Source organism: Streptomyces sp. NPDC085596, assembly GCF_044541565.1.
GTDB lineage: Bacteria > Actinomycetota > Actinomycetes > Streptomycetales > Streptomycetaceae > Streptomyces.
On the sequence record NZ_JBITTC010000005.1, the window covers coordinates 505,089 to 528,981 of the forward strand.

General features: G+C 71.9%; 18 protein-coding genes, 4 tRNA genes and 1 other RNA gene. 10 read left to right on the forward strand and 13 right to left on the reverse strand.

The features are described 5' to 3' along the window. Positions 1-57 precede the first annotated feature (57 nt). The 4 genes from ACIGA3_RS18430 (at position 58) to ACIGA3_RS18445 (ending at position 5,215) form a co-directional block, all read left to right on the forward strand. The gene (locus tag ACIGA3_RS18430) at positions 58-2,205 is read left to right on the forward strand and encodes a penicillin acylase family protein (RefSeq protein WP_399716510.1); all 2,148 of its coding nucleotides are present in this window, start codon (positions 58-60) and stop codon (positions 2,203-2,205) included. Then, entirely contained in the window at positions 2,198-2,818 is a 621-nt protein-coding gene (locus ACIGA3_RS18435) for a GNAT family N-acetyltransferase (protein WP_399716513.1), read from the forward strand. The genes ACIGA3_RS18430 and ACIGA3_RS18435 overlap by 8 nt, the downstream gene beginning before the upstream one ends. A gap of 118 nt (positions 2,819-2,936) precedes the next feature. Beyond that, positions 2,937-4,616, forward strand: coding sequence for a copper resistance protein CopC (locus ACIGA3_RS18440; RefSeq protein ID WP_399716688.1), 1,680 nt, complete (start codon positions 2,937-2,939; stop codon positions 4,614-4,616). 5 nt (positions 4,617-4,621) lie between these two features. After that, positions 4,622-5,215 (forward strand): poly-gamma-glutamate hydrolase family protein, encoded by a 594-nt coding sequence (locus tag ACIGA3_RS18445; RefSeq protein ID WP_399716516.1) that lies wholly within the window; start codon positions 4,622-4,624, stop codon positions 5,213-5,215. A 100-nt stretch (positions 5,216-5,315) separates the two neighbouring features. Here ACIGA3_RS18445 and ACIGA3_RS18450 read toward each other — a convergent pair whose 3' ends face one another. From ACIGA3_RS18450 to ACIGA3_RS18470, 5 genes are all read right to left on the reverse strand, one after another. After that, positions 5,316-5,990: a hypothetical protein gene (locus ACIGA3_RS18450; RefSeq protein ID WP_399716519.1), complete on the reverse strand. Its 675-nt coding sequence runs from the start codon at positions 5,988-5,990 to the stop codon at positions 5,316-5,318. A 24-nt stretch (positions 5,991-6,014) separates the two neighbouring features. Next, positions 6,015-6,191 (reverse strand): hypothetical protein, encoded by a 177-nt coding sequence (locus ACIGA3_RS18455; RefSeq protein WP_399716522.1) that lies wholly within the window; start codon positions 6,189-6,191, stop codon positions 6,015-6,017. 205 nt (positions 6,192-6,396) lie between these two features. After that, positions 6,397-7,221, reverse strand: coding sequence for a hypothetical protein (locus ACIGA3_RS18460; RefSeq protein ID WP_399716525.1), 825 nt, complete (start codon positions 7,219-7,221; stop codon positions 6,397-6,399). Between the two features lie 285 nt (positions 7,222-7,506). Further along, the gene (locus ACIGA3_RS18465) at positions 7,507-10,092 is read right to left on the reverse strand and encodes a DUF262 domain-containing protein (protein WP_399716528.1); all 2,586 of its coding nucleotides are present in this window, start codon (positions 10,090-10,092) and stop codon (positions 7,507-7,509) included. Between the two features lie 289 nt (positions 10,093-10,381). Beyond that, positions 10,382-10,469, reverse strand: a tRNA-Ser gene (locus tag ACIGA3_RS18470). 118 nt (positions 10,470-10,587) lie between these two features. Between ACIGA3_RS18470 and ffs the strand changes: the two genes are divergently transcribed. From ffs to ACIGA3_RS18500, 6 genes are all read left to right on the forward strand, one after another. Next, positions 10,588-10,684: signal recognition particle sRNA small type (gene ffs / locus ACIGA3_RS18475), an RNA gene on the forward strand. Positions 10,685-10,786: 102 nt separating this feature from the next. Beyond that, positions 10,787-13,015, forward strand: a complete 2,229-nt coding sequence (locus ACIGA3_RS18480; protein ID WP_399716531.1) for a DNA polymerase III subunit gamma and tau — start codon at positions 10,787-10,789, stop codon at positions 13,013-13,015. Between the two features lie 179 nt (positions 13,016-13,194). Beyond that, on the forward strand, positions 13,195-14,472 hold the full coding sequence (purD, locus tag ACIGA3_RS18485; RefSeq protein ID WP_399716534.1) for a phosphoribosylamine--glycine ligase: 1,278 nt from the start codon (positions 13,195-13,197) through the stop codon (positions 14,470-14,472). Positions 14,473-14,748: 276 nt separating this feature from the next. Further along, positions 14,749-16,533 carry a hypothetical protein gene (locus tag ACIGA3_RS18490; protein ID WP_399716537.1) on the forward strand — a complete coding sequence of 595 codons (1,785 nt, stop codon included), beginning with the start codon at positions 14,749-14,751 and terminating at the stop codon, positions 16,531-16,533. A 323-nt stretch (positions 16,534-16,856) separates the two neighbouring features. Further along, on the forward strand, positions 16,857-18,362 hold the full coding sequence (locus ACIGA3_RS18495; RefSeq protein WP_399716539.1) for a N,N-dimethylformamidase beta subunit family domain-containing protein: 1,506 nt from the start codon (positions 16,857-16,859) through the stop codon (positions 18,360-18,362). A gap of 70 nt (positions 18,363-18,432) precedes the next feature. Continuing rightward, positions 18,433-19,332 (forward strand): phosphoribosylaminoimidazolesuccinocarboxamide synthase, encoded by a 900-nt coding sequence (locus ACIGA3_RS18500; RefSeq protein WP_399716541.1) that lies wholly within the window; start codon positions 18,433-18,435, stop codon positions 19,330-19,332. A gap of 40 nt (positions 19,333-19,372) precedes the next feature. Here ACIGA3_RS18500 and ACIGA3_RS18505 read toward each other — a convergent pair. The 8 genes from ACIGA3_RS18505 to ACIGA3_RS18540 form a co-directional block, all read right to left on the reverse strand. After that, positions 19,373-19,448: transfer RNA gene (locus ACIGA3_RS18505), tRNA-Gly, on the reverse strand. 23 nt (positions 19,449-19,471) lie between these two features. Beyond that, positions 19,472-20,086 (reverse strand): response regulator, encoded by a 615-nt coding sequence (locus ACIGA3_RS18510; RefSeq protein WP_399716544.1) that lies wholly within the window; start codon positions 20,084-20,086, stop codon positions 19,472-19,474. Continuing rightward, on the reverse strand, positions 20,083-21,315 hold the full coding sequence (locus ACIGA3_RS18515; RefSeq protein ID WP_399716547.1) for a sensor histidine kinase: 1,233 nt from the start codon (positions 21,313-21,315) through the stop codon (positions 20,083-20,085). The genes ACIGA3_RS18510 and ACIGA3_RS18515 overlap by 4 nt, the downstream gene beginning before the upstream one ends. A gap of 17 nt (positions 21,316-21,332) precedes the next feature. Further along, on the reverse strand, positions 21,333-22,121 hold the full coding sequence (locus ACIGA3_RS18520; protein ID WP_399716550.1) for an ABC transporter permease: 789 nt from the start codon (positions 22,119-22,121) through the stop codon (positions 21,333-21,335). After that, a complete protein-coding gene (locus ACIGA3_RS18525) occupies positions 22,118-23,056 on the reverse strand; it encodes an ABC transporter ATP-binding protein (RefSeq protein WP_399716553.1) in 939 nt (312 codons plus the stop codon). The genes ACIGA3_RS18520 and ACIGA3_RS18525 overlap by 4 nt, the downstream gene beginning before the upstream one ends. Before the next feature lie 124 nt (positions 23,057-23,180). Then, a tRNA-Gly gene (locus tag ACIGA3_RS18530) sits at positions 23,181-23,253 on the reverse strand. 79 nt (positions 23,254-23,332) lie between these two features. Next, positions 23,333-23,404, reverse strand: a tRNA-Gly gene (locus tag ACIGA3_RS18535). 156 nt (positions 23,405-23,560) lie between these two features. Next, positions 23,561-23,878 carry an Lsr2 family protein gene (locus tag ACIGA3_RS18540; RefSeq protein WP_161148899.1) on the reverse strand — a complete coding sequence of 106 codons (318 nt, stop codon included), beginning with the start codon at positions 23,876-23,878 and terminating at the stop codon, positions 23,561-23,563. Between the last annotated feature and the right edge of the window lie 15 nt (positions 23,879-23,893).

Here is a 23,893-nt window from a genome sequence, read left to right on the forward strand (position 1 = left end):
CCTCCACCTGGCTGTGAAGTTAGGCAAGGCTAACCTAAAACGGAAGGGTGCTCCAGGGTGACCACCGAGACCTACCGCGACGCCTGGGGCATCCCCCATCTGCGCGCCACCAGTGCCCGTGAACTCGCCCGCGCCCAGGGCCGGGTGACCGCGGTCGACCGCGCCTGGCAGCTGGAGGTGGAACGGCACCGCGCCCAGGGCACCTCGGCGTCCTTCCTCGGCGCCTCCGCCCTCCCCTGGGACGTGTTCGCCCGCCGCGCCCGCCTCGACGACACCGCGAGACGCTGCTTCGCCGCGCTGGAGAGACGGGACCCGGAGACGGCGGACTGGGTCCGCGCCTACGTCGACGGCGTCAACGCGGGCCTGCCCGAAGGGGCCGCGCGCACACCGGAGTTCGCGCGGGTGGGTCTGGCTCCCGGCCGCTGGGAGCCCTGGACTCCCCTCGGTGTCTGGCTCGGCACGCACATCCTGTTCGCCGGCTTCCCGGCCAAGCTGTGGCGCGAGGAGGCGGTACGGCACCTGGGTCCGGAGGCGGTCGGCCTGTTCGCCACGGACGGCCCCGGCACCGCCGGAAGCAACGGCTGGCTCCTCTCCGGCGCCCGCACCACCACCGGGCTGCCCCTGCTCGCCGGTGACCCGCACCGCTTCCTGGAGGAGCCCGGCGTCTACCAGCAGATCCGCCTCTCCTGCCCCGAGTTCGACGTCGTCGGCCTCGCCGTCCCCGGCGTCCCCGGCATCGCCCACTTCGCCCACGCCGGCACCGTCGCCTGGGCCATCACCAACGCCATGGCCGACTACCAGGACCTCTACCGCGAACACCTCCGGCGAACCGGCGCGGGCGTCGAGTCCCTTTCCTCAGAGGGAACTTGGCACCGGGCTGCTCGCCACGTGGAGGTGGTGGAGGTCGCGGGGGAGGGGTCGGTGGAGGTCGAGATCATCGAGACGGAACGGGGGCCTGTGATCGCGGGGGGCCCGGAGGGGCTGGGAGGACTGGAAGGGGTGGTGAAGGCGCGGGAATCGTCCGCCGAGGCGGAACCCCCCGCCACGGCCGTCGCCCTCCGCTACCCACCCCGCGTGACGGAAGACCTCGGCTTCAGCGCCCTGCTCCCCCTCCTGCGGGCCCGCACCGTCGCCGACGTGGACCGAGCCCTGGACGCCTGGACCGAGCCGGTGAACGTCGTACAGGCCGCCGACACCGAAGGCGCCGTACTCCACAGGATCGCCGGCCGAGTCCCCGTACGCCCCCGTGCCAACAGCCTCCGCCTGGTCCCCGCCTGGGAAAAGGGCCACGAATGGCAGGGCTGGCACACACCCCCGTACGCCACCCTGGAGAACGGCATGGCCGTGATGGCGAACCAGCGCGGCCCCGCCACCCCCCTCGGCGTCGAGTTCGCCCCACCCCACCGGGCCAACCGCATCCGCACCCTCCTGGAGCAGCGCCCCACCTGGTCCGCCACCGACCTCCCCGCCATCCACACCGACACCCACCTGGCCTCCGCCACCCCCCTCCTGGACCACCTCGCCACCCTCGACGCCCTCACCCCCGAAGCGGCCCGCCTCCGCGAGCGCCTGCTGTCCTGGAACCGCCACATGGACGCCGCCAGCACCGACGCGGCGGTGTACGCGGCCCTGCGCACCGCGGTCGTACGCCGCCTCGCCGCCCACCCGGCCTTCGCCGCCCTCACCGAACCCCCCGCCTACCCCGAGGTCCTCCTCCCCTGGATGTCCCTCACGGCCCGCATCGGCTTCGCGCTGGAACACCTGCTGAAGGCAGAGGAGTTGTACGGGATCGACCGCCGCGAGACCGTACGCGCGGCCCTGGAGGAGACGGCGGCCGCACCCCCCGCCGGCCCCTGGGCCGACAGCCACCGCGTGGCCCCCTGGCGGGCTCTCCCCGAAGACCCGTACACGGAACCGGGCTTGGCCGGCGACCACGACTGCGTGAACTGCACCACCGCCGTCCCCGGCATCACCGACCTGGCCGCCCGAGGCCCCGCCGCCCGCTACGTCTGGGACCTGGACGACCGCGAGAACAGCCGCTGGATCGTCCCCTTCGGCGCGGACGGCGTACCCGGAAACTCCCACCACCGAGACCAACTCCCCTTGTGGCTCAAGGGAGATCTGGCCCAGGTGGTCACCGACTGGACCCGACTCACCCTCGAACACACCGAGACCACCGACATTCCCGAGGAAGCACATGTCTGAGACCGCGACCCGACTCCCGCCCCACGAGAAGCACATCCCCGGCTACGGCACCGTCCGCATCCGCCCCCTGGACCCGGAGACGGACACCCCGGTGATCCACACCTGGGTCAGCGAGGACCGCGCCGTCTTCTGGGGCATGACCGGCCTGACCGAAGCCCAAGTCGCCGAGATCTACACCCACATGACCACCCTCGACACCCACCACGCCCACCTCGTCACCAAGGACGGCGCACCGGCCGCCCTCCTCCAGACGTACGACCCCGCCGCCGACCGTGTGGGCGAGTGCTACGAGGTCCGCCCCGGAGACATGGGTGTCCACCTCCTCCTCGCCCCCGCCGCCCCCGACGGCCACCGCCCCGGCTGGACCTCGGCCCTGCTGACCGCGATGGCGGAGTACGTCCTGCTGGTCCTGGGGCGGAGCCGGGTCGTGGTCGACCCGGACGTCCGCAACACCAAGGCCATCGCCCGCTTCGAACGCCAGGGCTTCGCCCCCGGCCCCGAGGTCGTCCTCCCCGAGATCGACCTGCCGGACGTGTACCTGCCCGAGAAGCGCGCCCGTCTCGCCTTCCTCACCCGCGAGACCGCGTTCCCGGAGGCCACCGGTACGGTTTGAGCGCGCCGCCGCGAACATCCGTACAGGCGGGGGACAGGGCGGGGTCCGATGACGGAGGCTGGGCGACGTGCGCGACCGTGAACGAGCTCTCAAGCGCGTGCTGTTGGCCACCGTGAGCATGCTCCTGCTCGTCCTCGGCACCGCGTCCCCCGCCTCCGCGCACGCGGCCCTGCGCGCGACCGACCCGGAGGACGGAACGATCCTCCAGCGGGCCCCGCGCACGCTGACCCTGACGTACACCGAGTCGGTGGGCCTGCTCACCGACTCGTTCCGCGTCTACGACCCCGAGAACCACCGGCTGCGCACCGGCCCGGCCGACCACGCCCCCGGCCGCTCCGACACGGTCCGTGTGCCGCTCCCGAAGCGGATGGCCAAGGGCACGTACGTGGTGGCGTGGCGCGTGGTGTCCGCCGACAGCCACCCCGTCTCCGGCGCGCTGACCTTCTCGGTGGGCGAGCGCACGGTGACGACGGCCACCACCCCCGGCGAGACCGAGAACCGGACCACCACCAGCCTCTACAACATCGCCCGTTACCTCGCGTACCTCGCCGTCGCCCTCCTGCTGGGCGCGACCGCGTTCCTCGCGTACTGCCGGCCGCCCCGCCGCGCCCCGCTGCGCCCGCTGTTCCGCGTCGGCGCCGCCGCCCTGCTCGGCTCGACGCTCGCCCTGCTCCTGCTGCGGGGCCCGTACGAGGAGGGCACCGCCCCGACCCTCGCCTCCCTCGGCCGCACCCTGACCACCCGGCCCGGTGAACTGCTGCTCGCCCGGCTGACGTTGCTGCTGGTGGCGGCCATCGGCGCGCTGTGCCTGCGCCGCTGGGGCGGAGCCGTACCGCGTCCGGCCGCCCTGACCGCCGGGACGACCCTGGCCGTGGCCCTCGCCCTGACCTGGTCGGCGGCCGAACACGCCTCGGCCGGCATCCAGGTCCCGCTGGCCATCGCCTCCACCACCCTCCACCTGCTGGCGACGGCGGCATGGCTGGGCGGCCTGGCGGCCCTGCTGCTGACCCTGCGCGCGGCTTCCGTCGTCCCGCCGCGGGTGGTGACCCGCTTCTCCCGCCTGGCGCTGGCCTCGGTGATCGTCCTGGTGCTGACGGGCGTCTACCAGTCCTGGCGCGGCCTCGGCAGCTGGCAGGCGCTCACGGACACGACGTACGGCCGCGTGCTGCTGGCGAAGCTGGCGGCGGTGGTGCTGCTGCTGGCGGCGGCGGCGTGGTCGCGCCGCTGGACGGCCCGCCTGGCGGCGGTCCCGGCGGCGAAGGTCCTGGAGCCCGCGGGCGGCCCGGCACTCCCCGTACCCGCGGTGCCCGACACCGGCCTCCCCTTCCGCCACCTGCGCCGCTCGGTACTGGCGGAGGCGGCCGTGGGTGTGGTGGTCCTGGTCCTGACGACCCTGCTGACCAGCACCCTGCCGGGCCGGGCGGCCGAGGAGGCGGCCACGGCGGAGACGGGCATCCCGGCGGCCTCGGTCACGACGGTCCCGTTCACGGTGGGCGCCGGCGGCCACGGCAAGGTGCAGATCACCTTCGATCCCGGCCGGGTGGGCCCGAACTCCGTCCAGGCGGTGGTCTACGGCGCGAACGGCGCCCTGGCGGCCGTCCCCGAACTCCGCATCACCATGACCCTCCCGGCCCAGCGTCTGGGCCCGCTGGACACCGAGGTCGCCGACCGCGGGGGCTACTGGGCCACGAACTCCTTCGACCTCCCGATCCCCGGCACCTGGACGATGAAGGTGACGGTACGGGTGTCGGACCTCGACCAGGTGACGGTCTCCCGCACGGTACGGGTGGCACGCTGAGCCGGATGCGGACCGAGCATGTGCGGATCGAGGGCGTGGACTTCCTGACCACGCTGACCCTGGGCGCCCCCGTCGGCCTGCTGGCCCTGCACGGCGGCGTCGAGGGCGGCACGGCGGAACTGGCGACGGAGGTGGCGACCCGCACGGGAGCGACGTTGCTGACCTTCACCCAGCCGACGGGCCCCCCGACCCACATCCCGTCCACTCGGATGTCACCCTGCGCCCCCCTGACCACCTTCCTCTCCCACACCACCCTGACCATCTCCCTCCACGGCCACAACCGCCGAGCCACCCCGCGCACGATCTACGCGGGCGGCTCGAACCGCCCGGCGGCCCGCGTCCTGGCCGCCGCCCTCTCCGACTCGGCCCCAGCCTTCTCTACGATCACGACCCTGTCCGACATCCCCCATCCCCTACGGGGCCTCCACCCCGACAACCCGGTGAATCTGACCAGGGACGGCGGGGTCCAACTCGAACTCCCGGTCCTGGCCCGCACGACCCACCCTGCGCCGACCGACCCGGAGGTCCCGCCGGAGCCGGTCGTGGAGGGGATCGAGGCGGGCGTGCGGGCGCTGATGGAACGGGGAGCCGGCCGGTGATCCCCCGGAACGCCCTGATCAGCCCTGACGGTGGCAACCCCGACGATCCCGCTCACGGCCGGAGCCCTCTGGACCGACTGCGCCCCACCCGCACCCGCATCTACCTACGCGCCCACGACGAACCGGGCATCAGCTCGTAAGCCTTGGCAAGGATCTTCTCGTCGAGGGCCCACACGAGTGCACGCAGCTCCCGAGCGCTCTTCTTCGGCAGGGCATGCAGCACGACCTCGAGGTGCTCCCGGAAGCCGAAGCTGTAACACCCGCACTCAGAAACGCCGCAATACTCCTCGAACGCGCCCTCAAGTTCCCGTAACGGCCCATGAGCCAGCGCCTTCCAGTGCCAGAAAGCCACTTCCGTGTCCTCACCCCAGCACCGCTCCCACTCCAGCCGGCGCAGAGCGGCCGTACAAGAGCCGGAGAGTCGATCAATGAGCGGAAACCGTCGCCTGTAGCGCCGGCCCGCCCGCTCGCCCCGCAGGGCCGAAGGGCGCCTACGCGGCATTGCCCCTTTGCTTGTCAGCCATACGCCGCAAGCTACAACGCGACCCGCCTCCGGGCCCACCGCATTTCGGCTACAGCCGACGCAGCCCAAGAAGACCTGCGGCTTGGCGCTCACCGTCAGAGCGATCCCGTAGCTGCCGGGAGACTCGGCGCAGATCGCTGGGAACTTCGCATCCTTGTTCATCGACTTGATCTGGTAGCCGGCCTTCTCCCAGGCCCCGCTGGACAAGCCCCAGCGGATTTTCCATCGTCGTTTCTCCCCTTCGGCCACCACGCAGGCTCGATTGCGCGTGCGGCTCTACTCCTCGGCTCGGAGGACCACGTCAGCAGCGCGCGCGTACCCTCGCGGATCGTCCACTGCCACCCGCAATATCTGTGCTTGTACGCGGACGACGACGTCGGTGTCGGAGGATGCGGCGGGGGCGCCTCCCAGCTCCAGGTCGTCACGTATCCAGTCCGGGGACCCCAGGGCCATGACCGGATGATTGACGTACAAGTCGATTCCCGCGATCTGCACGGATCCCGCCCACCCTTCGACTTCGTGCCCGTTGAGGTGCGGGCGGAGGTCAGGAGACTCGAACTCCTCAGAGGGAGCCCCCAGCTGGCTTCCAACTAGGTACGGACGGTCTGTGTTGGGCGACCGTCTGCTTTATGTCGTTGCGCTGGATATGCGAGATGTTCTAGCCCAATGCGATTGTGGACGTGATGTACCCGATGCCGGCGCCTGTGATCCACTCGGCCGCCCTGTTGTCCAGTTTCCATGGGGATTGCAGCAGCAGGGTGCGCAGAGAACCGCGGTCTTGTATGGAGGGCGGTTCGGAGCTCAGCTTCTTACGCCACTCACCGCTCGGACCCCAGTGAGGGTCCTCGACGCTGTCGAGGACGGTGACGAAACGCTCGACGAGCTCGGGCCATGCGGGGTGCGCCCACCACCTAGAGCAGGCGAGTGCGCCGTGGCATGCGGTGCGGAGCAGGCCAAAACGGACGCCTTTTTCCTCCATCTGTCCAGCGAATGCGCCGAGCTGGCGGTCAGCGTGGTCCTCGTACTCTTCGAGGTCTTCCTTGGACCGCGCCAGTTCGCCGAGCGTCATCCCAGTGGGGAGTTTGCGCTGGGGATTCGTGAACCATCGGAAGAGACGACCGGCGAGAACGTCTACGTGGTCCACGTCGACTACTGCCAGTGCACTGCTGTCCGCCGAGACGATCCCGAATTCGGTGGTCCAACCCGTCAGGCGTCGGCGTACGGAATCGGTGGTGTAGCTGTTGATCCGCATCATGTCGCCGTCCGACAAGCGTCCTTCGGCGTGCCAGTTCTCGACGCAGCTGTTGCGCCAGGCGCTGTTGGTGAGGCCGATGGCCACCAGATTCAGCAACGTAGCCAGGTCGTTGGGCTCCGCGCCGGCTTTGGTGCGGAGCGTCTCCTCGAAGACTTCCTCGGTCATCATGGCCTGCGCTTCTTCGATCATGCGCTGCACTTCGGGGGACATGCCGTCCTCGTTACTCATCTCGCGCAGCCTCTCGCATCTGTCTGGGTTCGTCGCTTGAGCGTAAGCAAGAGCACTGACAGCGCAGGGCTGTTCGCCGTCGCGCAGCCGATCTGGATGGCCTCGTAGATCATCTGGCGGAGCTCGGCGAGTGTCACTTCTCCCGGAGCTCCTCGTCGATGACGCGGCACCTGTTGTCTGCGTAAGCGGTGTGTCTGATCCTTCAGGAAGGGGCATGCCGCCGAGGCAGGGAGCACAGCGAATGAGCCGCGCTCCCTGCCGGCTCACCGGAGCTGATGGAATGCATCAGGTCAACTCCCTCCCCTCCCAACAATCCCGGAACCAGGCCAGCGTCGCGAACAGGCGCTCTCTGGTTCCGTCGTCTTCCAGCACAGATAGGCGGAAGCTGGGCCGCAGCTCCAGCTTGCCCTCCGGGAGCGAGACGCCCTTCATCCCGTTCAGCCGGTTCAGCAGCTCGGCGCGCAGAGCGCGGTCTGCGAAGGGCTCCCGGTTCGCCAGATGGAGGAACACGACCTCCGCCGTGCCACCGCGTCCACTGCCGGGGTAGAGCGTCAGCGGCCAGATGCCCCGGCCCGGGGCCCCGGCCTGTCCCAGCATGAGGAATGCACTGGTCATGACCTCGCCGGCGCCATATCCGATCCACCCACCGAGCTTTTCCCAATGGGCGAGGACCTCTTGGATGGCGGAGACGGTCGCGGCTGTGTCGTCCACCGCGAGTTGGCGAATGAACCGCGCGGCTCTGGTCTCTTCTCCCTGCTGCTCAGGATGGGGCTGCGGATTTGTCTCCGCAGCTTGGCCCTCGGCACTGTTAAGGAGCAGGGCGAGATCGTTCATGCTGAGGCGCTGCGCTGGATCAGCTGCTCCCGTGGTCGTGAAGTGGATACCGTCGGAGCCCAGCCGGGCACGCACGTCGCCGCCGTCCGATCCGGTCCAACGGAAACCATCTGCGATCTTCCCATCAGCGTTCAGCACCCGGTAGGCGTTGGCCACGCCATTGGTGCTGGCCAGGTGGACGCCCACGGCCTGCGCCCCCGAGCCGATGAACGCGGCAAGGTCTCCGTAGGACGTCCAGGTGCCGTGTGGAAGCGCGGCTAGTACCTGATGGGCGAGGCGCCAGTCCCGGCTGCGCTCGGCGCGTCCAACACCGCTCAGAGGGGCGGGCCACATGCGGATGGCCCGGTCGGCGAGGTCGCCGGCCCGAGCCAGGATCTCCTTGGCGCCCCAGCGTTCGGTGGCGGCGATGCGCCGGTTCATCTCCAGGTGGCTGCCTTCGAGCAGCCCTTGCTTGCGCTCGAAGGGGTGGTTAGACAGTTCTGAGTTCACGCCGGTCAGCGTCAGGTTGCCGAGTGTGTGCTGCAGCCGGGAATGTAGGTCTTCCGCGCTCTCGCCCTGCGTGGTCTCGTCGTCCAGCATGCGCATCCACTCGTGGCCGGGCGACTGTGGCATTACGTGCTCGATGGTCAGCTGCGCCGATGTGAAGTCGACCGGCTCGGGGTGGTCGTAGCTCTCCTCCATCCGCTGGAGCACCAGCCGACGCTGGTTCGGCCGTCCGTACTGGTAGAACGGCGCGGTACGAATCTTCTCGCGCAGCTCCTCGTCATCGGGCCAGAAGCGGTTCTCAGCGGAGAGGAGTTGGTGCAGCCCGTCGGCCACGCCGATGTTCTGCGGAAGCTGTGCCGGCACGGACTGGAAGATCCTGTTGAGGTTGTTTGTCGGCACCCTGCAGATCGTCCGCCGCACCAGAAAGCTCTCGATGTACGACATGGCGCGGGCTGCCTCGGCGGCGTTGACATCTCCCCGATCCTGCCCATCGAGTACCAGCATGAGCGCGGGATAGGTCACCACGGCCTGCCAGTCGTGCAACCGCTTCAGATGGCCGCGGACCAGAGGGTCCGGCTCCTCCTCCGGGCGGATCATCTTCCGGAAGTGGGCACTGCGGCGGTGCAGCTCCTTGATGTACGCCTCGATATCCGCCTCAGTCTGCGCCTCGCTCACCGCTTGGCGCTCGAAGAGCTGTTGCTGAGCGGTGTACAGGTCCTGACGACGGACCCGGTCGTCTCCGTCGAGGACCAACTGCAGCCACATGAGCTGTTCGAGCTCGTCGTTGCTCAGGCTGCTCTGCAGCGGCAGCCAGTGAGTCTCGTACACCTGCTCGCCACGGGTCGGTAGGCGCATGAACAAGTAGTTGCGCAGCAGGTCGGCCTGGCTGAGCTTCAGGCCGGTGTTGTTGAGGGACTCGAAGATGCGGTGCACATTGTCGCCACGCTCCGCGGTTACGGTGACCAGCGTGAGTCGAGACGTGATGGCCTGCTCGAAACGCAGCACATCCTGCGGGCCTGCAAGGTCGTCCGTCTCCACGAGTTCCACAAGCTTGCGACGGAAGAAGCGGTAGGCCCCGGCGACCCTGTCTCCCGATGCTTGCTCCGACTGCACACCGTGCACGTGCGCGGCATACTGCGGCCGGTCTGCCTGGGTCGGCAGCAGGCGAAAACGGTCTCCGCCCTTTTTGCGCTTGTTGATGAGGTATTCCTCGTCGATGCGCTCCGACTCTTCCGGCTGTGTGTCGGCGATGTGGTCACGGATGGCGGCGAGCGCGAGGGAGAGAGTGGTCAGCCGCTGCTGACCGTCGACGACGAGCCAGCGCGGGAACGTTGCCTCGTTCTGAGGTGAGGGCGCAAGCACGACAGAGCCGAGGAAGTGCGTGCTCGCTGTCGCATCCGTATCGACCAGCTCGGCCTGGTCCAGGATGTCGCCCCACAGCTGTGCGAGCTGCTTCTCCGTCCAGGAGTACGTCCGCTGGTAGAGCGGGACCTGGAACTGCTGGGCTCGCCCCTGCACCAGGTCGGCGAAGTGTGATTCCTCAGCCCGCATGTTGGTGTCCGTCCTCCGCCGTCTCGGCCCGTTTTAACCCCGGGAAGTGACGATATGGCTGTGCACTGACAAGCGCGTCGTTTTCGCTGAGCCCGCCCCTGCGGGCAGTCACGTCCACGGAAGTGACTGATCCTTCTCGGCGCTGGTCCCTCGGCCAAGCCGCACGGCGCTCGGAGGATCGGCGACGGCTGGGGGCGCGAGGTAAATGTAACCAAAACCGCAACCACTAACGTCGAAGGGCCCCACTGCAAGCAGTGGGGCCCTTCGACGTTAGTGCCCGGTGAGGCACTGGCGGAGGATACGAGATTCGAACTCGTGAGGGGTTGCCCCCAACACGCTTTCCAAGCGTGCGCCCTAGGCCACTAGGCGAATCCTCCGCGGCAAACATTACATGACCGCGGGGAGTGCTCGCGAACCTCGTTCCCGGCCTCGGGCGGGCGCTCTTCACGGGTTCGAGCGGGGTACCTCGCAGAGGTCCGGATCAGGTACTCTTTCCGCAGCCCCCCACGCGGTGCTATCTGACTGAACTCCCCCAGGGCCGGAAGGCAGCAAGGGTAGGTCGGCTCTGGCAGGTGCGTGGGGGGCCCTTGTGTTTCCGGGGTCGGAGGCGGGGTCCCGCCTGTGACCTGCGGCGGGCTCGGGCCCGCTTCCGCCGTGCGGCCGGTTGTCGGTGCTCCCCTATAACCTCGTATGCGTGTCGTCTCTCGCGTTGTACCGCCGCTACCGCCCCGAGACCTTTGCCGAGGTCATCGGGCAGGAGCACGTAACCGACCCGCTGCAGCAGGCGCTGCGGAACAACCGGGTCAATCACGCGTACCTGTTCAGTGGTCCGCGCGGCTGCGGCAAGACGACCAGTGCCCGCATCCTGGCCCGCTGTCTGAACTGTGAGCAGGGTCCCACCCCCACCCCCTGCGGCGAGTGCCAGTCGTGCCAGGACCTCGCGCGCAACGGGCCCGGTTCCATCGACGTCATCGAGATCGACGCCGCCTCCCACGGTGGCGTGGACGACGCCCGTGAGCTGCGCGAGAAGGCGTTCTTCGGGCCCGCGGGCAGCCGGTACAAGATCTACATCATCGACGAGGCCCACATGGTCACGTCGGCCGGCTTCAACGCGCTGCTGAAGGTCGTCGAGGAGCCCCCGGAGCACCTCAAGTTCATCTTCGCCACCACCGAGCCCGAGAAGGTCATCGGGACCATCCGGTCGCGTACGCACCACTACCCCTTCCGGCTCGTCCCGCCCGGCACCCTCAGGGAGTACCTGGGCGAGGTGTGCCAGAAGGAGGACATCCCGGTCGCGGAGGGCGTACTGCCGCTGGTCGTGCGCGCGGGCCAGGGCTCCGTGCGTGACTCCATGTCCGTCATGGACCAGCTCCTCGCCGGTGCCGGCGAGGACGGTGTGACGTACCCCATGGCCACCTCCCTCCTCGGCTACACCGACGGCTCCCTCCTCGACTCCGTCGTCGAGGCGTTCGCCACCGGTGACGGAGCCGCGGCCTTCGAGGTCGTGGACCATGTCATCGAGGGCGGCAACGACCCCCGCAGGTTCGTCGCCGACCTGCTGGAGCGGCTGCGCGACCTGGTGATCCTCGCCGCCGTGCCCGACGCCGCCGACAAGGGCCTCATCGACGCCCCCGCCGACGTCATCGAGCGCATGCAGGCCCAGGCCGAGATCTTCGGCGCCGCCGAGCTGAGCCGCGCCGCCGACCTCGTCAACGAGGGCCTCACCGAGATGCGCGGCGCCAACTCGCCCCGCCTCCAGCTGGAACTCATCTGCGCGCGCGTGCTGCTCCCCGCCGCCTACGGCGACGAGCGCTCCCTCATGGCCCGCCTCGACCGCGTCGAGCGCGGTGTGAACTTCTCCGCCGGCGCCGCCGCCCCCGCCATGCAGTACGTCCCCGGCCCCGAGGCCCACCCCGGCGCGGCCCCTGCGGCCTCCCCCGTCGCGCCCGCCGCTCCGGCCATGGGTGACGCACCCGCCGTACCGCCCGGTGGTGGCCCCGCCGCCGCCCGCGCGGCCGTACGGAACCCCGGTGGCCCGCCCAGCGCGGGTACGGCTCCCGCCGCCGAGCCCCCGGCCCCCCAGCCCCCGGCCCCCCAGCCCCCCACTCCGGCCCCGGAAACCACCCCCGCCGCCCCCGGCGCCTGGCCCACCGCGACCCCCGCCGGTGCCGGCCGGCGTTCCGGCGCGTGGCCCACGGCCACCCCGGCGGGCGGTCAGCAGCAGCCCCAGGCCCCGCAGGCTCCCCAGGCCCCGCCGAGCCGCCCCCAGGCCCCGAGTCAGAGCCAGCCCCAGCCCCAGGCCCCCGCTCCGGCGGCCCCCGCCCCCTCCGGCGGTCTCGACCCCCGCATGCTCTGGCCGAACATCCTGGAGGCCGTCAAGAACCGCCGCCGCTTCACCTGGATCCTGCTGAGCCAGAACGCCCAGGTGACCGGCTTCGACGGCACCACCCTCCAGCTCGGCTTCGCCAGTGCGGGCGCCCGGGACAACTTCTCCGCCAGCGGCAGCGAGGACGTGCTGCGCCAGGCGCTGGCCGAGCAGTTCAACGTGCAGTGGAAGATCGAGGCGGTCATCGACCCCTCCGGCGGCGGCTCCGCACCCCCGCCCCCCGGCGGCACCCCGGGCTTCGGCGGAGGCGGTGGCACCGCGAGCGCCGGTGGCAGCGGCGGCTACGGCGCTCCCGCGTCCCCCCGCCCCGCCGCCGCCCAGCCGAGCGCCCCCTCCCAGGGCGGCGGCTCCCGGCCCCAGGCCCAGGCGGCTCCCGCCTCCAGACCCCCGGCCCCCGAACCGCCCCCCGTCTCCCCCGAGGACGACATCCCCGCGGACGACGACCCCGACCTCGACGAGTCCGCCCTCTCCGGCCGCGACCTGATCGTCCGCGAACTGGGCGCCACCGTGGTGGAGGAGTTCTCCCACGACCAGTGAGGTCGCCTTCGGCGGGTGAGCGGCCTGGGAATCGTCGGGTCGAGGTTCGTGGGCGAGCTGCCTGTTCGTCGTGGCTTGTCGCGCAGTTCCCCGCGCCCGCCCAGCGCGAGCGCCCCTCGTAGAAACCTCCAACTTCCCCACCCCCCGGTCTTCGGCGACCCAGCCGATAGGCTGACCCCGTGAAGGTCCTCGTCATCGGCGGCGGCGCCCGCGAACACGCCCTGTGCCGCTCTCTGTCCCTCGACCCCGACGTCACCGAACTGCACTGCGCCCCCGGCAACGCGGGCATCGCCGAGGTGGCCCAGCAGCACCAGGTGGACGCGCTCGACGGCAAGGCCGTCGCCGCGCTCGCCGGGGAACTGGAGGCCGGCCTCGTCGTCATCGGCCCGGAGGCCCCGCTGGTCGCCGGGGTGGCCGATGCCGTGCGGGAGGCGGGCTTCCCGGTGTTCGGGCCGTCCCGTGAGGCCGCCGTGCTGGAGGGGTCCAAGGCGTTCGCCAAGGACGTCATGGCCGCGGCCGGGGTGCCCACCGCGCGCTCGTACGTCTGCACCACCGCCGAGGAGGTCGCCGAGGCGCTCGCCGCCTTCGGGGCCCCGTACGTCGTCAAGGACGACGGGCTGGCCGCGGGCAAGGGCGTCGTCGTCACCTCCGACGCCGAGGAGGCCAAGGCGCACGCCGCCGGGTGCGAACGGGTCGTGATCGAGGAGTTCCTCGACGGCCCCGAGGTCTCGCTCTTCGCCGTGACCGACGGCGTGACCGTCGTACCGCTCCAGCCCGCGCAGGACTTCAAGCGCGCGCTGGACGGCGACGAGGGCCCCAACACCGGTGGCATGGGCGCGTACTCCCCGCTGCCGTGGGCCGACCCCGAGCTGGTGGACGACGTGCTGCGCACCGTGCTCCAGCCGACCGTGGACGAGCTGCGCAGGCGCGGTACGCCCTTCTCCGGGCTGCTGTACGCGGGGCTCGCCATGACCTCGCGCGGGGTGCGGGTCATCGAGTTCAACGCCCGCTTCGGCGACCCCGAGACCCAGGTCGTGCTGGCCCGCCTGAAGACCCCGCTGGCCTCTCTCCTGCTGGCCTCCGCCAATGGCACCCTCGCCGACCTGGAGCCGCTGCGCTGGAGCGAGGACGCGGCCGTCACCGTGGTCGTCGCCTCGCACAACTACCCCGGCACCCCGCGCACCGGTGACCCGATCACCGGCCTGGACGAGGTGGCCGCCGAGGACGCCCCGCACGCCTACGTCCTGCACGCCGGGACCAGGCGGGACGGCGAGGAGACCGTCAGCGCGGGCGGCCGCGTGCTGTCCGTCACGGCCACCGGCGAGGACCTGGCCGAGGCCCGCGAGCGCGCGTACCGCGCGGTGGCCCGTCTCCGTCTCGACGGCTCGCACCACCGCACGGACATCGCGGCGAAGGCGGCCGAGACGAGTCAGGCGGCGGCCCCCGCACAGGCGTGACGGCCTCCAGATCCACCCCTGCTCCACCCCAGGCCCCGGACCCCGAAATCCGGGGCCTGACCTTTGCCGTCCGTCACCCAGCTCTGACCAAGGCCATTCCATCGAGTGAGCAATGCGCCATCCGGCTGACGGGGGCCGGGGCCCCAACTATGGTGCGGCGCAAGCGGTCCGGCACTTGGCCCACCGGCATTGCGATGTCAGTGACGGGTGCCACAGTGGGGGAGTGGGCACCGCAAGGACAGCACGCGAACGGCACGGAGGGGGTGAGCGTCGCGCATGAGCGGAACCGGTGGGGAGTTGGGCGCGCGGGCCGCGCGTTCACGCGCGCTGGCCGTGCTGCGGGTGCGCAGCCGGGCGCTGGCCGTGGCGCTGCTGCCCGCGGCGGCTGAGGTGATCCTGCTGACCGGTGGCGCCACCGGCCAGTTCACCGGCAGCGGCTGGGACGCGGCCCGCTGGGCGGTGGGCGTCTTCGCGGTGCTGGTGCTGCTGGCGACCGCGGGCATCGCCCTGGTGGTGGCCCGCGCGCGTCCCGCCGCGAGTCCCACGGTCCCGGTGTCCGAGCGCTCCGCCCCCGACCTGTACCGGATGGTGCGCGACCTGGCCGACCGGCTCGACGTGCCCGCGCCCTCCGCGATAGCGCTCACCCCGGACTGCGACAGCTGGCTGGAGGACCGTACGCACCCGGCCCACGCCCCGCCCGTGACGCGCGCGCAGGGCGAGCCGGCGATCCCCGGCACCCGTGCCGAGCGGCGGCCCGCCGTCCCGGCGCCGGTGCTCGTCATCGGGTCGCCGTTCCTGTGGTGGATGCGGGTCGCCGAGCTGCGCGCGGTGCTCGCCCCGGTCGTCGCCGGTACGGGCCCGTCCGCGCAGCCGGACATAGCCGCCGCCCGCCGCTTCGTGCGCGGTCTCGACGCCGCGGTGGCCGTAGCCGACGCGCCGGGCCGGAGCCCGCTGACCCGAGGCGTGTACGCGGCCCTCGGCCGGGTGGCCCGGCTGCTGCTGCGCGGCTGCCGTGAGCACGCCGCGCTGATGGAGCGCGGGGTGGCCACGGCAGCCGCCGAGCGCGCCCAGGCCGTGGACTACGGCCCCCGGATCGCCGCCCAGGAGCAGGTCGGGCTGGCGTACGCGGGCTGGGACCGGCTGCTGACCAAGGTGGCGCTGCCCGCCTGGCGGATGGGCCGCTGGCCCTCCCGGCTGGACGTGGGCGTGGCCGCCGCGCTGACCGAGCTGTCCCGGCGCGACCGGCTGGCCGACGGCTTCGCCGCCCGCCTCGGGGAGCGCCCCGCCTGCGATCTGCTGGAGGAGCCCGGCGCGGTGGATGAGGCGGTGTCCCTGCTCACCGCCCGCCTCTTCCACGGCGGCCCCGCCGAGTCCGGTCCCCGCTGGGCGCCGGTGGACTGGCAGGCGTACCCGGAGGAGGTCGTGGACCGCACCTGGCGCGCGGAGGCGGCCCGGCTGCACCAGGTGCTGGACTCCCTGGGCGTCAGCCCCAGCCTGGACCCGGCCACCCCCGATCCCGGCGGCCCCACCCTGGCCCGCGTCCTGGACCACCTCACCGAGCCCGCCGCCGGCGACGCTCCCCTGGTCCCGGCGCCCGCCGCGCCCCTCGACAACGCAGACGACGCGGACAGCGCGGAGCCGGACCCGGAGGCCGACCCCGACCCCGCCACCGAGCGCAGCGCGCTCCTCGCGGCCGGGCTCAGCGCCGCGCTGGCCCGTGAGGAGAGCGTGGCCCCGCAGGGCGCGCGGGCGCAGGGCCCGGACAGCGCGCTGTGGGAGGACGGCGACCTGCCGCTGTTCCCGCTCCAGCCCCCGCGCACCGGACGGGAGCTGCTCGCCGCGCACATCACCGCGATGATCTGCTGCGCGGCCGTCGACACCGCCGGCGCCGCCCCCGGGCTGGACTGGCTGGACGGCCCCACCCTGCTGCTGGACGGCGAGCGCGCCACCGACCTCGCCCCGAAGGTGCTCAGCCTGATCGAGGAGGGCGATCCGGGCCCGCTGCGCGCCTGGCTGGCCGAGTCCGGGATACGGCCGGAGAAGCCGGTCCGGTTGAGCTGAGCCCCGACCCCACGAGCCCCGACCCCACGAGCCCCGACCCCACGAGTCGCCACCGGGCACCAGGAGTCCCGGCGGTTCCCCGGTGTAACGGAGCAGCGCCTTCCACTTCAGGCCAATTCACAACGAACAGTGACCGGAGTCGTGCGTTATGTGATGTGCTGGGACCGACACGCACATGGCACGGGCATACGACACACGCCCGCACGGCCGAGCGTCCGGCGCACCGAAGCACACCCGAGACGGCAGGCGACGGCACCGGGGTCCGGTCCTGGCACCACAGACAACGCCATAAAGGCAACGGGGGCACGAGGGAGGGGGCGTCCATGACCTCGGATCACATCCGCCGCTGGGAGTCGGGAGCGCTCGCGCACGCCGTCACCGATCCCTTCGGCCAGGGCCCGGTGCCCTGGCTGCGCGGCAGTGAGACCTACTTCGACAGCGGCCAGGTGGTCCCCTGGTACGTCGACACCACGCAGCCGGCCACCACCCGGCCCGGCCGTCCCGGAGGGCCGCGCGTCCCGGCCCCGCGCTCGGCCGGTCCCGGCCCGCGCTCGGCCGACGACGTGGGCCGCCAGATCAAGGGGTTCGCGTCCACCGGCGCGGTGGCGCCCGGCGAGGCGATCGACTTCCACATCACGGTCGACCCGCCGCAGGAGTTCAGCGTCGACATCTACCGGATCGGCCACTACGCCGGTCACGGCGCCGCCAAGATCACCACCAGCCCCCGGCTCTCCGGCATCGTCCAGACCGCGCCGCTGGCCGCCGACCGCACGGTCTCCTGCCACCACTGGTGGCTGTCCTGGCGCCTCCAGGTACCCGCCGAGTGGCGCGTCGGGGCGTACGTCGCCGTCCTCACCACCGCCGACGGCTACCGCTCCCACGTGCCCTTCACGGTCCGCGACGACGAGCCCGCCGACCTCCTCCTGCTGCTCCCGGACATCACCTGGCAGGCGTACAACCTGTACCCGGAGGACGGCCGCACCGGTGCCAGCCTCTACCACGCCTGGGACGAGAAGGGCTCCCTGCTCGGCGAGGCCGACGCCGCCACCACCGTCTCTTTCGACCGCCCCTACGCCGGTGCGGGCCTGCCCCTGCACGTGGGCCACGCCTACGACTTCATCCGCTGGGCCGAGCGCTACGGCTACGACCTCGCCTACGCCGACGCCCGCGATCTGCACGCCGGCCGCGTGGACCCCTCCCGGTACCGGGGCCTGGTCTTCCCCGGCCATGACGAGTACTGGTCGGTGCCGATGCGACGGGCGGTGGAGGAGGCCCGCGACCGGGGCACCTCGCTGGTCTTCCTGTCGGCCAACACCATGTACTGGCAGGTGGAGTTGTCGGCCTCCGCGTCCGGGGTGCCGGACCGGCTGCTGACCTGCCGCAAGCGCAAGGGCCCCGGGAAGCCGGTGCTGTGGCGGGAGATCGACCGCCCCGAGCAGCAGCTGATCGGCATCCAGTACGCGGGCCGGGTCCCCGAGCCGCATCCGCTGATCGTCCGCAACGCCGGGCACTGGCTGTGGGACGCGACCGGTGCCCGCGAGGGCGACGAGATCGCGGGCCTGGTCGCGGGCGAGGCCGACCGGTACTTCCCGCGCACCGCCCTGCCCGAGCACGAGGAGCGGGTGCTGCTCGCGCACTCCCCGTACACCGACGGCGAGGGCGCCCGGCGCCATCAGGAGACCTCGCTGTACCGCGCCCCGTCCGGCGCCTGGGTGTTCGCCTCCGGCACCTTCGCCTGGTCCCCGGCGCTGGACCGGCCCGGCCATGTGGACGCCCGTGTCCAGCGGGCCACCGCCAATCTGCTGGACCGTATCTGCAAACGGGACTGACCCTGCCACCAGCCCGGTCACCGGCATACGGGAGAATCGAGGCAGTTGGACAGAACCACGGGGAGGAACCGTGTCCGGATTCGTAGAAAAGCCCGAGCCGATCCAGGTTCCGGGTCTGGTGCACCTGCACACCGGCAAGGTGCGCGAGCTGTACCGCGACGAGGCGGGCGACCTCGTGATGGTCGCCAGCGACCGCATCTCCGCGTACGACTGGGTGCTGCCCACCGAGATCCCCGACAAGGGCCGGGTGCTGACCCAGCTGTCGCTGTGGTGGTTCGACCAGCTCCGCGACCTGGCGCCCAACCACGTCATCAGCACCGAGCTGCCGAAGGGCGCCCCGGCCGACTGGGCGGGCCGCACCCTGGTCTGCAAGTCGCTGGAGATGGTCCCGGTGGAGTGCGTGGCCCGCGGCTATCTGACCGGCTCGGGCCTCGCGGAGTACCGGGAGTCCCGTACGGTCTGCGGGCTCGCGCTGCCCGAGGGGCTGGTCGACGGCTCGGAGCTGCCGGGCCCGATCTTCACCCCGGCCACCAAGGCCGAGGTCGGCGAGCACGACGAGAACGTGTCCTACGAGGAGGTGGCCCGCCAGGTCGGCGCCGAGACCGCCGCCCAGCTCCGCCAGGCCACCCTCGCGGTGTACGCCCGCGCCCGTGACATCGCCCGCGACCGGGGGATCGTGCTGGCGGACACCAAGTTCGAGTTCGGCTTCGAGGGCGACACCCTGGTCCTCGCCGACGAGGTCCTCACCCCGGACTCGTCCCGCTTCTGGCCGGCCGAGACCTGGCAGCCGGGCCGCGCCCAGCCGTCGTACGACAAGCAGTTCGTGCGGGACTGGCTGACCGGCCCCGAGTCCGGCTGGGACCGCGCGAGCGAGCAGCCCCCGCCCCCGCTGCCGGAGCACGTGGTGGAGGCGACGCGCGCCAAGTACATCGAGGCGTACGAGAGGCTCACCGGCACCCGCTGGTCCTGATACGCGAGAAGCCCCCGGTCGAGAACCGGGGGCTTCTTCATGGAGCGGACGACGAGGCTCGAACTCGCGACCTCAACCTTGGCAAGGTTGCGCTCTACCAACTGAGCTACGTCCGCAGTGCGCCGTGGCGCGGGGCCAACTATACCCAACCCCGGTCCCGTGCGAGACGCACCGCGGTGTGCCGGTTCTCCGCGCCCAGCTTGGTGACGGCCGAGGACAGATAGTTCCGTACCGTCCCCGGCGACAGCGCGGCCTGCTCGGCGATCTCCGTGACCGGTGCCCCGTCGGCCGCCAGTTCCAGCACCTCGGCCTCCCGCGCGGTCAGCGGGGAGTCGCCGGCGGAGATCGCGTCGGCGGCCAACTCGGGGTCGACGTACCGGCTTCCGGCGTGCACGGTCCGGATGATCTCGGCGAGCCGCTCGGCGCTGACCGTCTTCGGGACGAACCCCCGCACACCTGCGGCGAGGGCCCGCTTCAGATGGCCCGGCCGCCCGTGTCCGGTCACGATCAGCACCTGGCAGCCGGGCAGTTCGGCCCGCAGGGATGTGGCCACGCTCACACCGCCGGCGCCCGGCATCTGGAGATCCAGCACCGCCACGTCGGGGGTGTGGGCCCGGGCCATCGCCAGCGCCTCGGGCCCGCTCGCCGCCTCCGCGACGACGAGCAGATCGTCCTCCAGCGAGAGCAGGGCGGCCGGCGCGCCCCGGATCAGATGCTCGTCGTCGGCGAGCAGCAGCCGCACCGGCCCGCTCATGAGGTCACCGGGCCCAGCGGCACCCGCGCCTGAAGCCGGAACCGCCCCTCGCCCACCGGCCCCGCCGTCAGCGTGCCGTCGACGGCGGCCAGCCGCTCCCGCAGCCCGACCAGACCGGAGCCGCCGCCCCCGAACGGTTCGCCGGCGCCGTCGTTCTCCACCGTCAGCACCACATGCCCCTTCCGTGTCACCAGTTCCACCGCGCACCGCCGCGCGTCCCCGTGCCGGAGCACATTGGTGGCCGCCTCGCGCACCACCCACGCCAGCGCGGACTGCACCGGCACCGGCAGCGCCGCGTCCTCGGCGGTCACCTCGCACTCGATCCCCGCGGCACCCAACACACCCTTCGCGCCAGCGAGTTCGGCCGTGAGGTCGGCCTCCCGGTAGCCGCGTACGACCTCCCGCACCTCGCGCTGCGACTCCTGGGCGATGCGCTGGACCTCGATCATCTGCTCCACCGCCTCGGGCCGGCCGCGCCGGGCGAGCTGGACGGCCAGCTCGCTCTTCAGGGAGATCACCGAGAGGTTCCGGCCCAGCACGTCGTGCAGATCCCGCCCGAACCGCAGCCGTTCCTCCGCGACGGCGAGCCGGGCCTCCACCTCCCGTGCCCGCTCGGCCTCCCAGAGCACCGACAGGGTCCAGGCGCCGCTGCGACCGGCGCCCAGCGCGAGCAGGGCACCGAACGCCACCGTCAGCGCGGCGCCCAGCACCCCGGCGCCGTCGTCCGGCCGGGCCAGCCCGAGCGCGGCGACCAGCACCACGGCGAGCGCCCCGGCCCGCCGCAGATAGACCGGCATGGGCACCAGCAGCGCGTACGGCTGCCCGAACGCCATCAGCACCGCGCCCATGGCGAGCCGCCCCGTCCAGCTCTCGATGCCGTCCAGCGCGGTCAGCGCCACGATCAGCGCGAGGGCGGCACCGAGCAGCGCCGCCGGTGCCCCCAGCGCCCGGCCGGGCAGCGTGGCCCGGCCGAGGTAGTGGTCGAGCGCGGGCCGGGTGAGCCGGTCGGCCGCCGCGCACTGCGCCGCGCCCACCGTGAGCAGCAGCGCGCCGAGTGCGAGCGGCACCGGCCGGTGGCGCAGCCCGCCGATCAGGGGCATCAGCAGCCAGCTCAGCGAGAGCAGCCACGGCGCCAGATGCCACATGCCGAGGGTGGTCAGCTCGACCCGCTCCGCCTTGCTCCGCGCCCGCCAGTGCCGCTCGCGCATCCCCCGTATCCGGCCCAGCATCCTGTCTCCCCCCGGTGTCAGCGGCGCGGTTCCCAGCGGAACCAGCGCTTCGCGGCGAACAGTGCCACGGCCGCCCAGGCCAGCGCGGCCGCCGTGGCGCCCAGTGCCTCGTACGCGCTCAGGTGGCCGGTCCAGCCGCCGCGGACCAGGCGGATCGCCGGGGAGAGCGGGAGGAACTCGCAGATACGGGCGAGCCGGTCGGGCATGGCCTCGGTCGGGAACATGATGCCGGAGCCGAGCATCGAGACGAACACCACCGGCAGCGCGGTCACCTGGGCGCTCTCCGCGCTGCGGGTGAAGGACGCGGTCAGCGCGGCCAGGGCGGCGCTGGTGACCAGCCCGGCCAGCAGCCCCAGGAGCGCCAGGTGCGGTGCCTGCGGCGGGCCGAGACGCAGCAGTGCCGTGCAGCCCGCGCAGAGCAGCAGCGCCTGGGCGAGGCCGAGGCCCAGGGCGGGCAGCGCGGTGCCGGTGAGGATCTCGGGGTCGGAGAGTTCGCCGGTGCGCAGCCGCTTGAGCACGAGTTCCTCGCGGCGGGCGACATAGGCGTTGACCAGGGAGGCGTAGACGGCGAAGAGGAAGGTGAAGCCGACGGCGGCCGGGAGCATGACCGTGCCGACGCTCAGCCCGAGCTTCTCCAGCTCCAGCCGGCCGATGGCCTGCCGCGCGGTGAAGGGCAGGGTGAGCGGCACGATCAGCGACGTGAACACCACGCCCTTGTTGCGGCCGAGCAGGGTGAGTTCGGCGCGGGCCGGCGCGCCCAGCCGCCGGGTCGCTCCGCTTCCGATGGACAGTGCCGTGCCGCTCATGCCGCCACCTCCCGCTCCCCGGCGATCCCGAGGAACGCCTCCTCCAGCGATGCCGATCGCATGTCCAGACCGTGCAGTGCGACCCCGGCCCGCTCCGCCCAGGCGAGCACGCCGATGGCCGAGCGCTGGAGTTCGCGGGTGCTGAGCCGGACGACGCGCCCGCTGATCTCGTGGGCGCAGACGCCGAGTTCGGCCAGTGGGGGCAGGTCGCCGGGGAACCAGCCCTCGGGCAGCCGGAAGGAGATGCTGGCCGGGCGGTCCGCGGTCACCTCGGCCGGGGTCCCGGAGGCGGCGATACGGCCCTCGTGCAGGATCGCCAGCCGGTCGGCCAGGTCCTCCGCCTCCTCCAGGTAGTGCGTGGTGAGCAGCACGGTCGTGCCCGAGTCGCGCAGCGAGCGCACCAACTCCCAGGTGTCCCGGCGGCCTTCGGCGTCCAGCCCGGTCGTCGGCTCGTCCAGGAACAGCACTTCGGGGTCGCCGAGCAGGGCGAGCGCCAGGTCGAGCCGCCGCCGCTCCCCGCCGGACAACTGCTTGATCCGTACGCCGGTCCGCCCGGTGAGGCCGACCCGGTCCAGCGCCTCCGCCCCGGGCCGGGCGCCGCTGGTGCAGCCCGCCCACATGCGGACGGTCTCGGCGACGGTCAGGTCGGAGGGGAAGCCGCCCTCCTGGAGCATGACGCCGGTGCGCGGGCGTACGGCGGCCCGCTCGGCGTAGGGGTCGTGGCCGAGCACCTTCACCCGGCCCCCGGCGGGAGCCGCGAGGCCCTCCAGCAGTTCGACGGTGGAGGTCTTGCCCGCGCCGTTGGTGCCGAGCAGGGCGAAGATCTCGGCGCGGGCCACGGAGAAGGTGATGCCGCGCACGGCCTCGAATCCGGAGCCGTAGACCCGCCGCAGTCCGGTGACCTCGATCACGGGGTCGTGTGGGGTGCTGTCCATGACTCCAGCGTCCCGGCGGTCCGGCCGGGTCGGCAGTGCGCGGTGTCATCACCCGGCATGACAAATGTCAGAAGAAGAAGGGCATGAAGAAGGCCCCGGTCCGAAGACCGGGGCCTTTTCTCTGAGCGGACGACGAGGCTCGAACTCGCGACCTCAACCTTGGCAAGGTTGCGCTCTACCAACTGAGCTACGTCCGCACTGCTCCCGACCGGCTCCCACCGATCGGTGCGAGCACCAGCCTACCTGATCCAAAAGGACGGTCATGACCGGTGCCAGAGCGGGTGACAGGAATCGCACACTGCGCCTCCCCCCTGGAAGGGGGGTGTTCTACTACTGAACTACACCCGCACGCTCCGTGGGTTTCGGCCTTTCGGCCTCGCCCCTCGGCGTGTCCCAGACATTAGCCGATCAGCAGGGGGGTTGCGCAAGTCGGTTCCCCCCGAGGACAGGTGAACGAGTCTCAGGGCCCGGTGTCCGGGACCCTGAGGGGTCGCCCGTACGGGCTCAGCGGGCCGCGCTGAACGCCTCGTAGACCTTCTTCGGGATGCGGCCGCGGGCGGGCACGTCCATCTTGTTCGCCTGGGCCCAGGCGCGGATGGCGGACGGGTCGGGGGCGACCTCGGTCTGCTTGTACGCCTTGCCGGACCGGGCGCGCTTGCGGCCGGCCTCCACGTAGGGCGCGAGCGCCTTGCGCAGTTTCTTGGCGTTGGTTTCGTTCAGGTCGATCTCGTACGACTTGCCGTCGAGTCCGAAGGCGATCGTTTCCGCCGCTTCCGAGCCGTCGATGTCGTCGAAGAGCGTGACCACGACCTTTTGCGCCACGGATATCGGTCCCTT

Coding starts and splice junctions, on each gene's coding strand:
- ACIGA3_RS18460 (WP_399716525.1), bottom strand. CDS start 7,221: ATGAGTAACGAGGACGGCATGTCCCCCGAAGTGCAGCGCATGATCGAA.
- ACIGA3_RS18435 (WP_399716513.1), top strand. CDS start 2,198: ATGTCTGAGACCGCGACCCGACTCCCGCCCCACGAGAAGCACATCCCC.
- ACIGA3_RS18495 (WP_399716539.1), top strand. CDS start 16,857: ATGACCTCGGATCACATCCGCCGCTGGGAGTCGGGAGCGCTCGCGCAC.
- ACIGA3_RS18445 (WP_399716516.1), top strand. CDS start 4,622: ATGCGGACCGAGCATGTGCGGATCGAGGGCGTGGACTTCCTGACCACG.
- ACIGA3_RS18525 (WP_399716553.1), bottom strand. CDS start 23,056: ATGGACAGCACCCCACACGACCCCGTGATCGAGGTCACCGGACTGCGG.
- ACIGA3_RS18520 (WP_399716550.1), bottom strand. CDS start 22,121: ATGAGCGGCACGGCACTGTCCATCGGAAGCGGAGCGACCCGGCGGCTG.
- ACIGA3_RS18440 (WP_399716688.1), top strand. CDS start 2,937: ATGCTCCTGCTCGTCCTCGGCACCGCGTCCCCCGCCTCCGCGCACGCG.
- ACIGA3_RS18455 (WP_399716522.1), bottom strand. CDS start 6,191: ATGGCCCTGGGGTCCCCGGACTGGATACGTGACGACCTGGAGCTGGGA.
- ACIGA3_RS18510 (WP_399716544.1), bottom strand. CDS start 20,086: ATGAGCGGGCCGGTGCGGCTGCTGCTCGCCGACGACGAGCATCTGATC.
- ACIGA3_RS18490 (WP_399716537.1), top strand. CDS start 14,749: ATGAGCGGAACCGGTGGGGAGTTGGGCGCGCGGGCCGCGCGTTCACGC.
- ACIGA3_RS18515 (WP_399716547.1), bottom strand. CDS start 21,315: ATGCTGGGCCGGATACGGGGGATGCGCGAGCGGCACTGGCGGGCGCGG.
- ACIGA3_RS18465 (WP_399716528.1), bottom strand. CDS start 10,092: ATGCGGGCTGAGGAATCACACTTCGCCGACCTGGTGCAGGGGCGAGCC.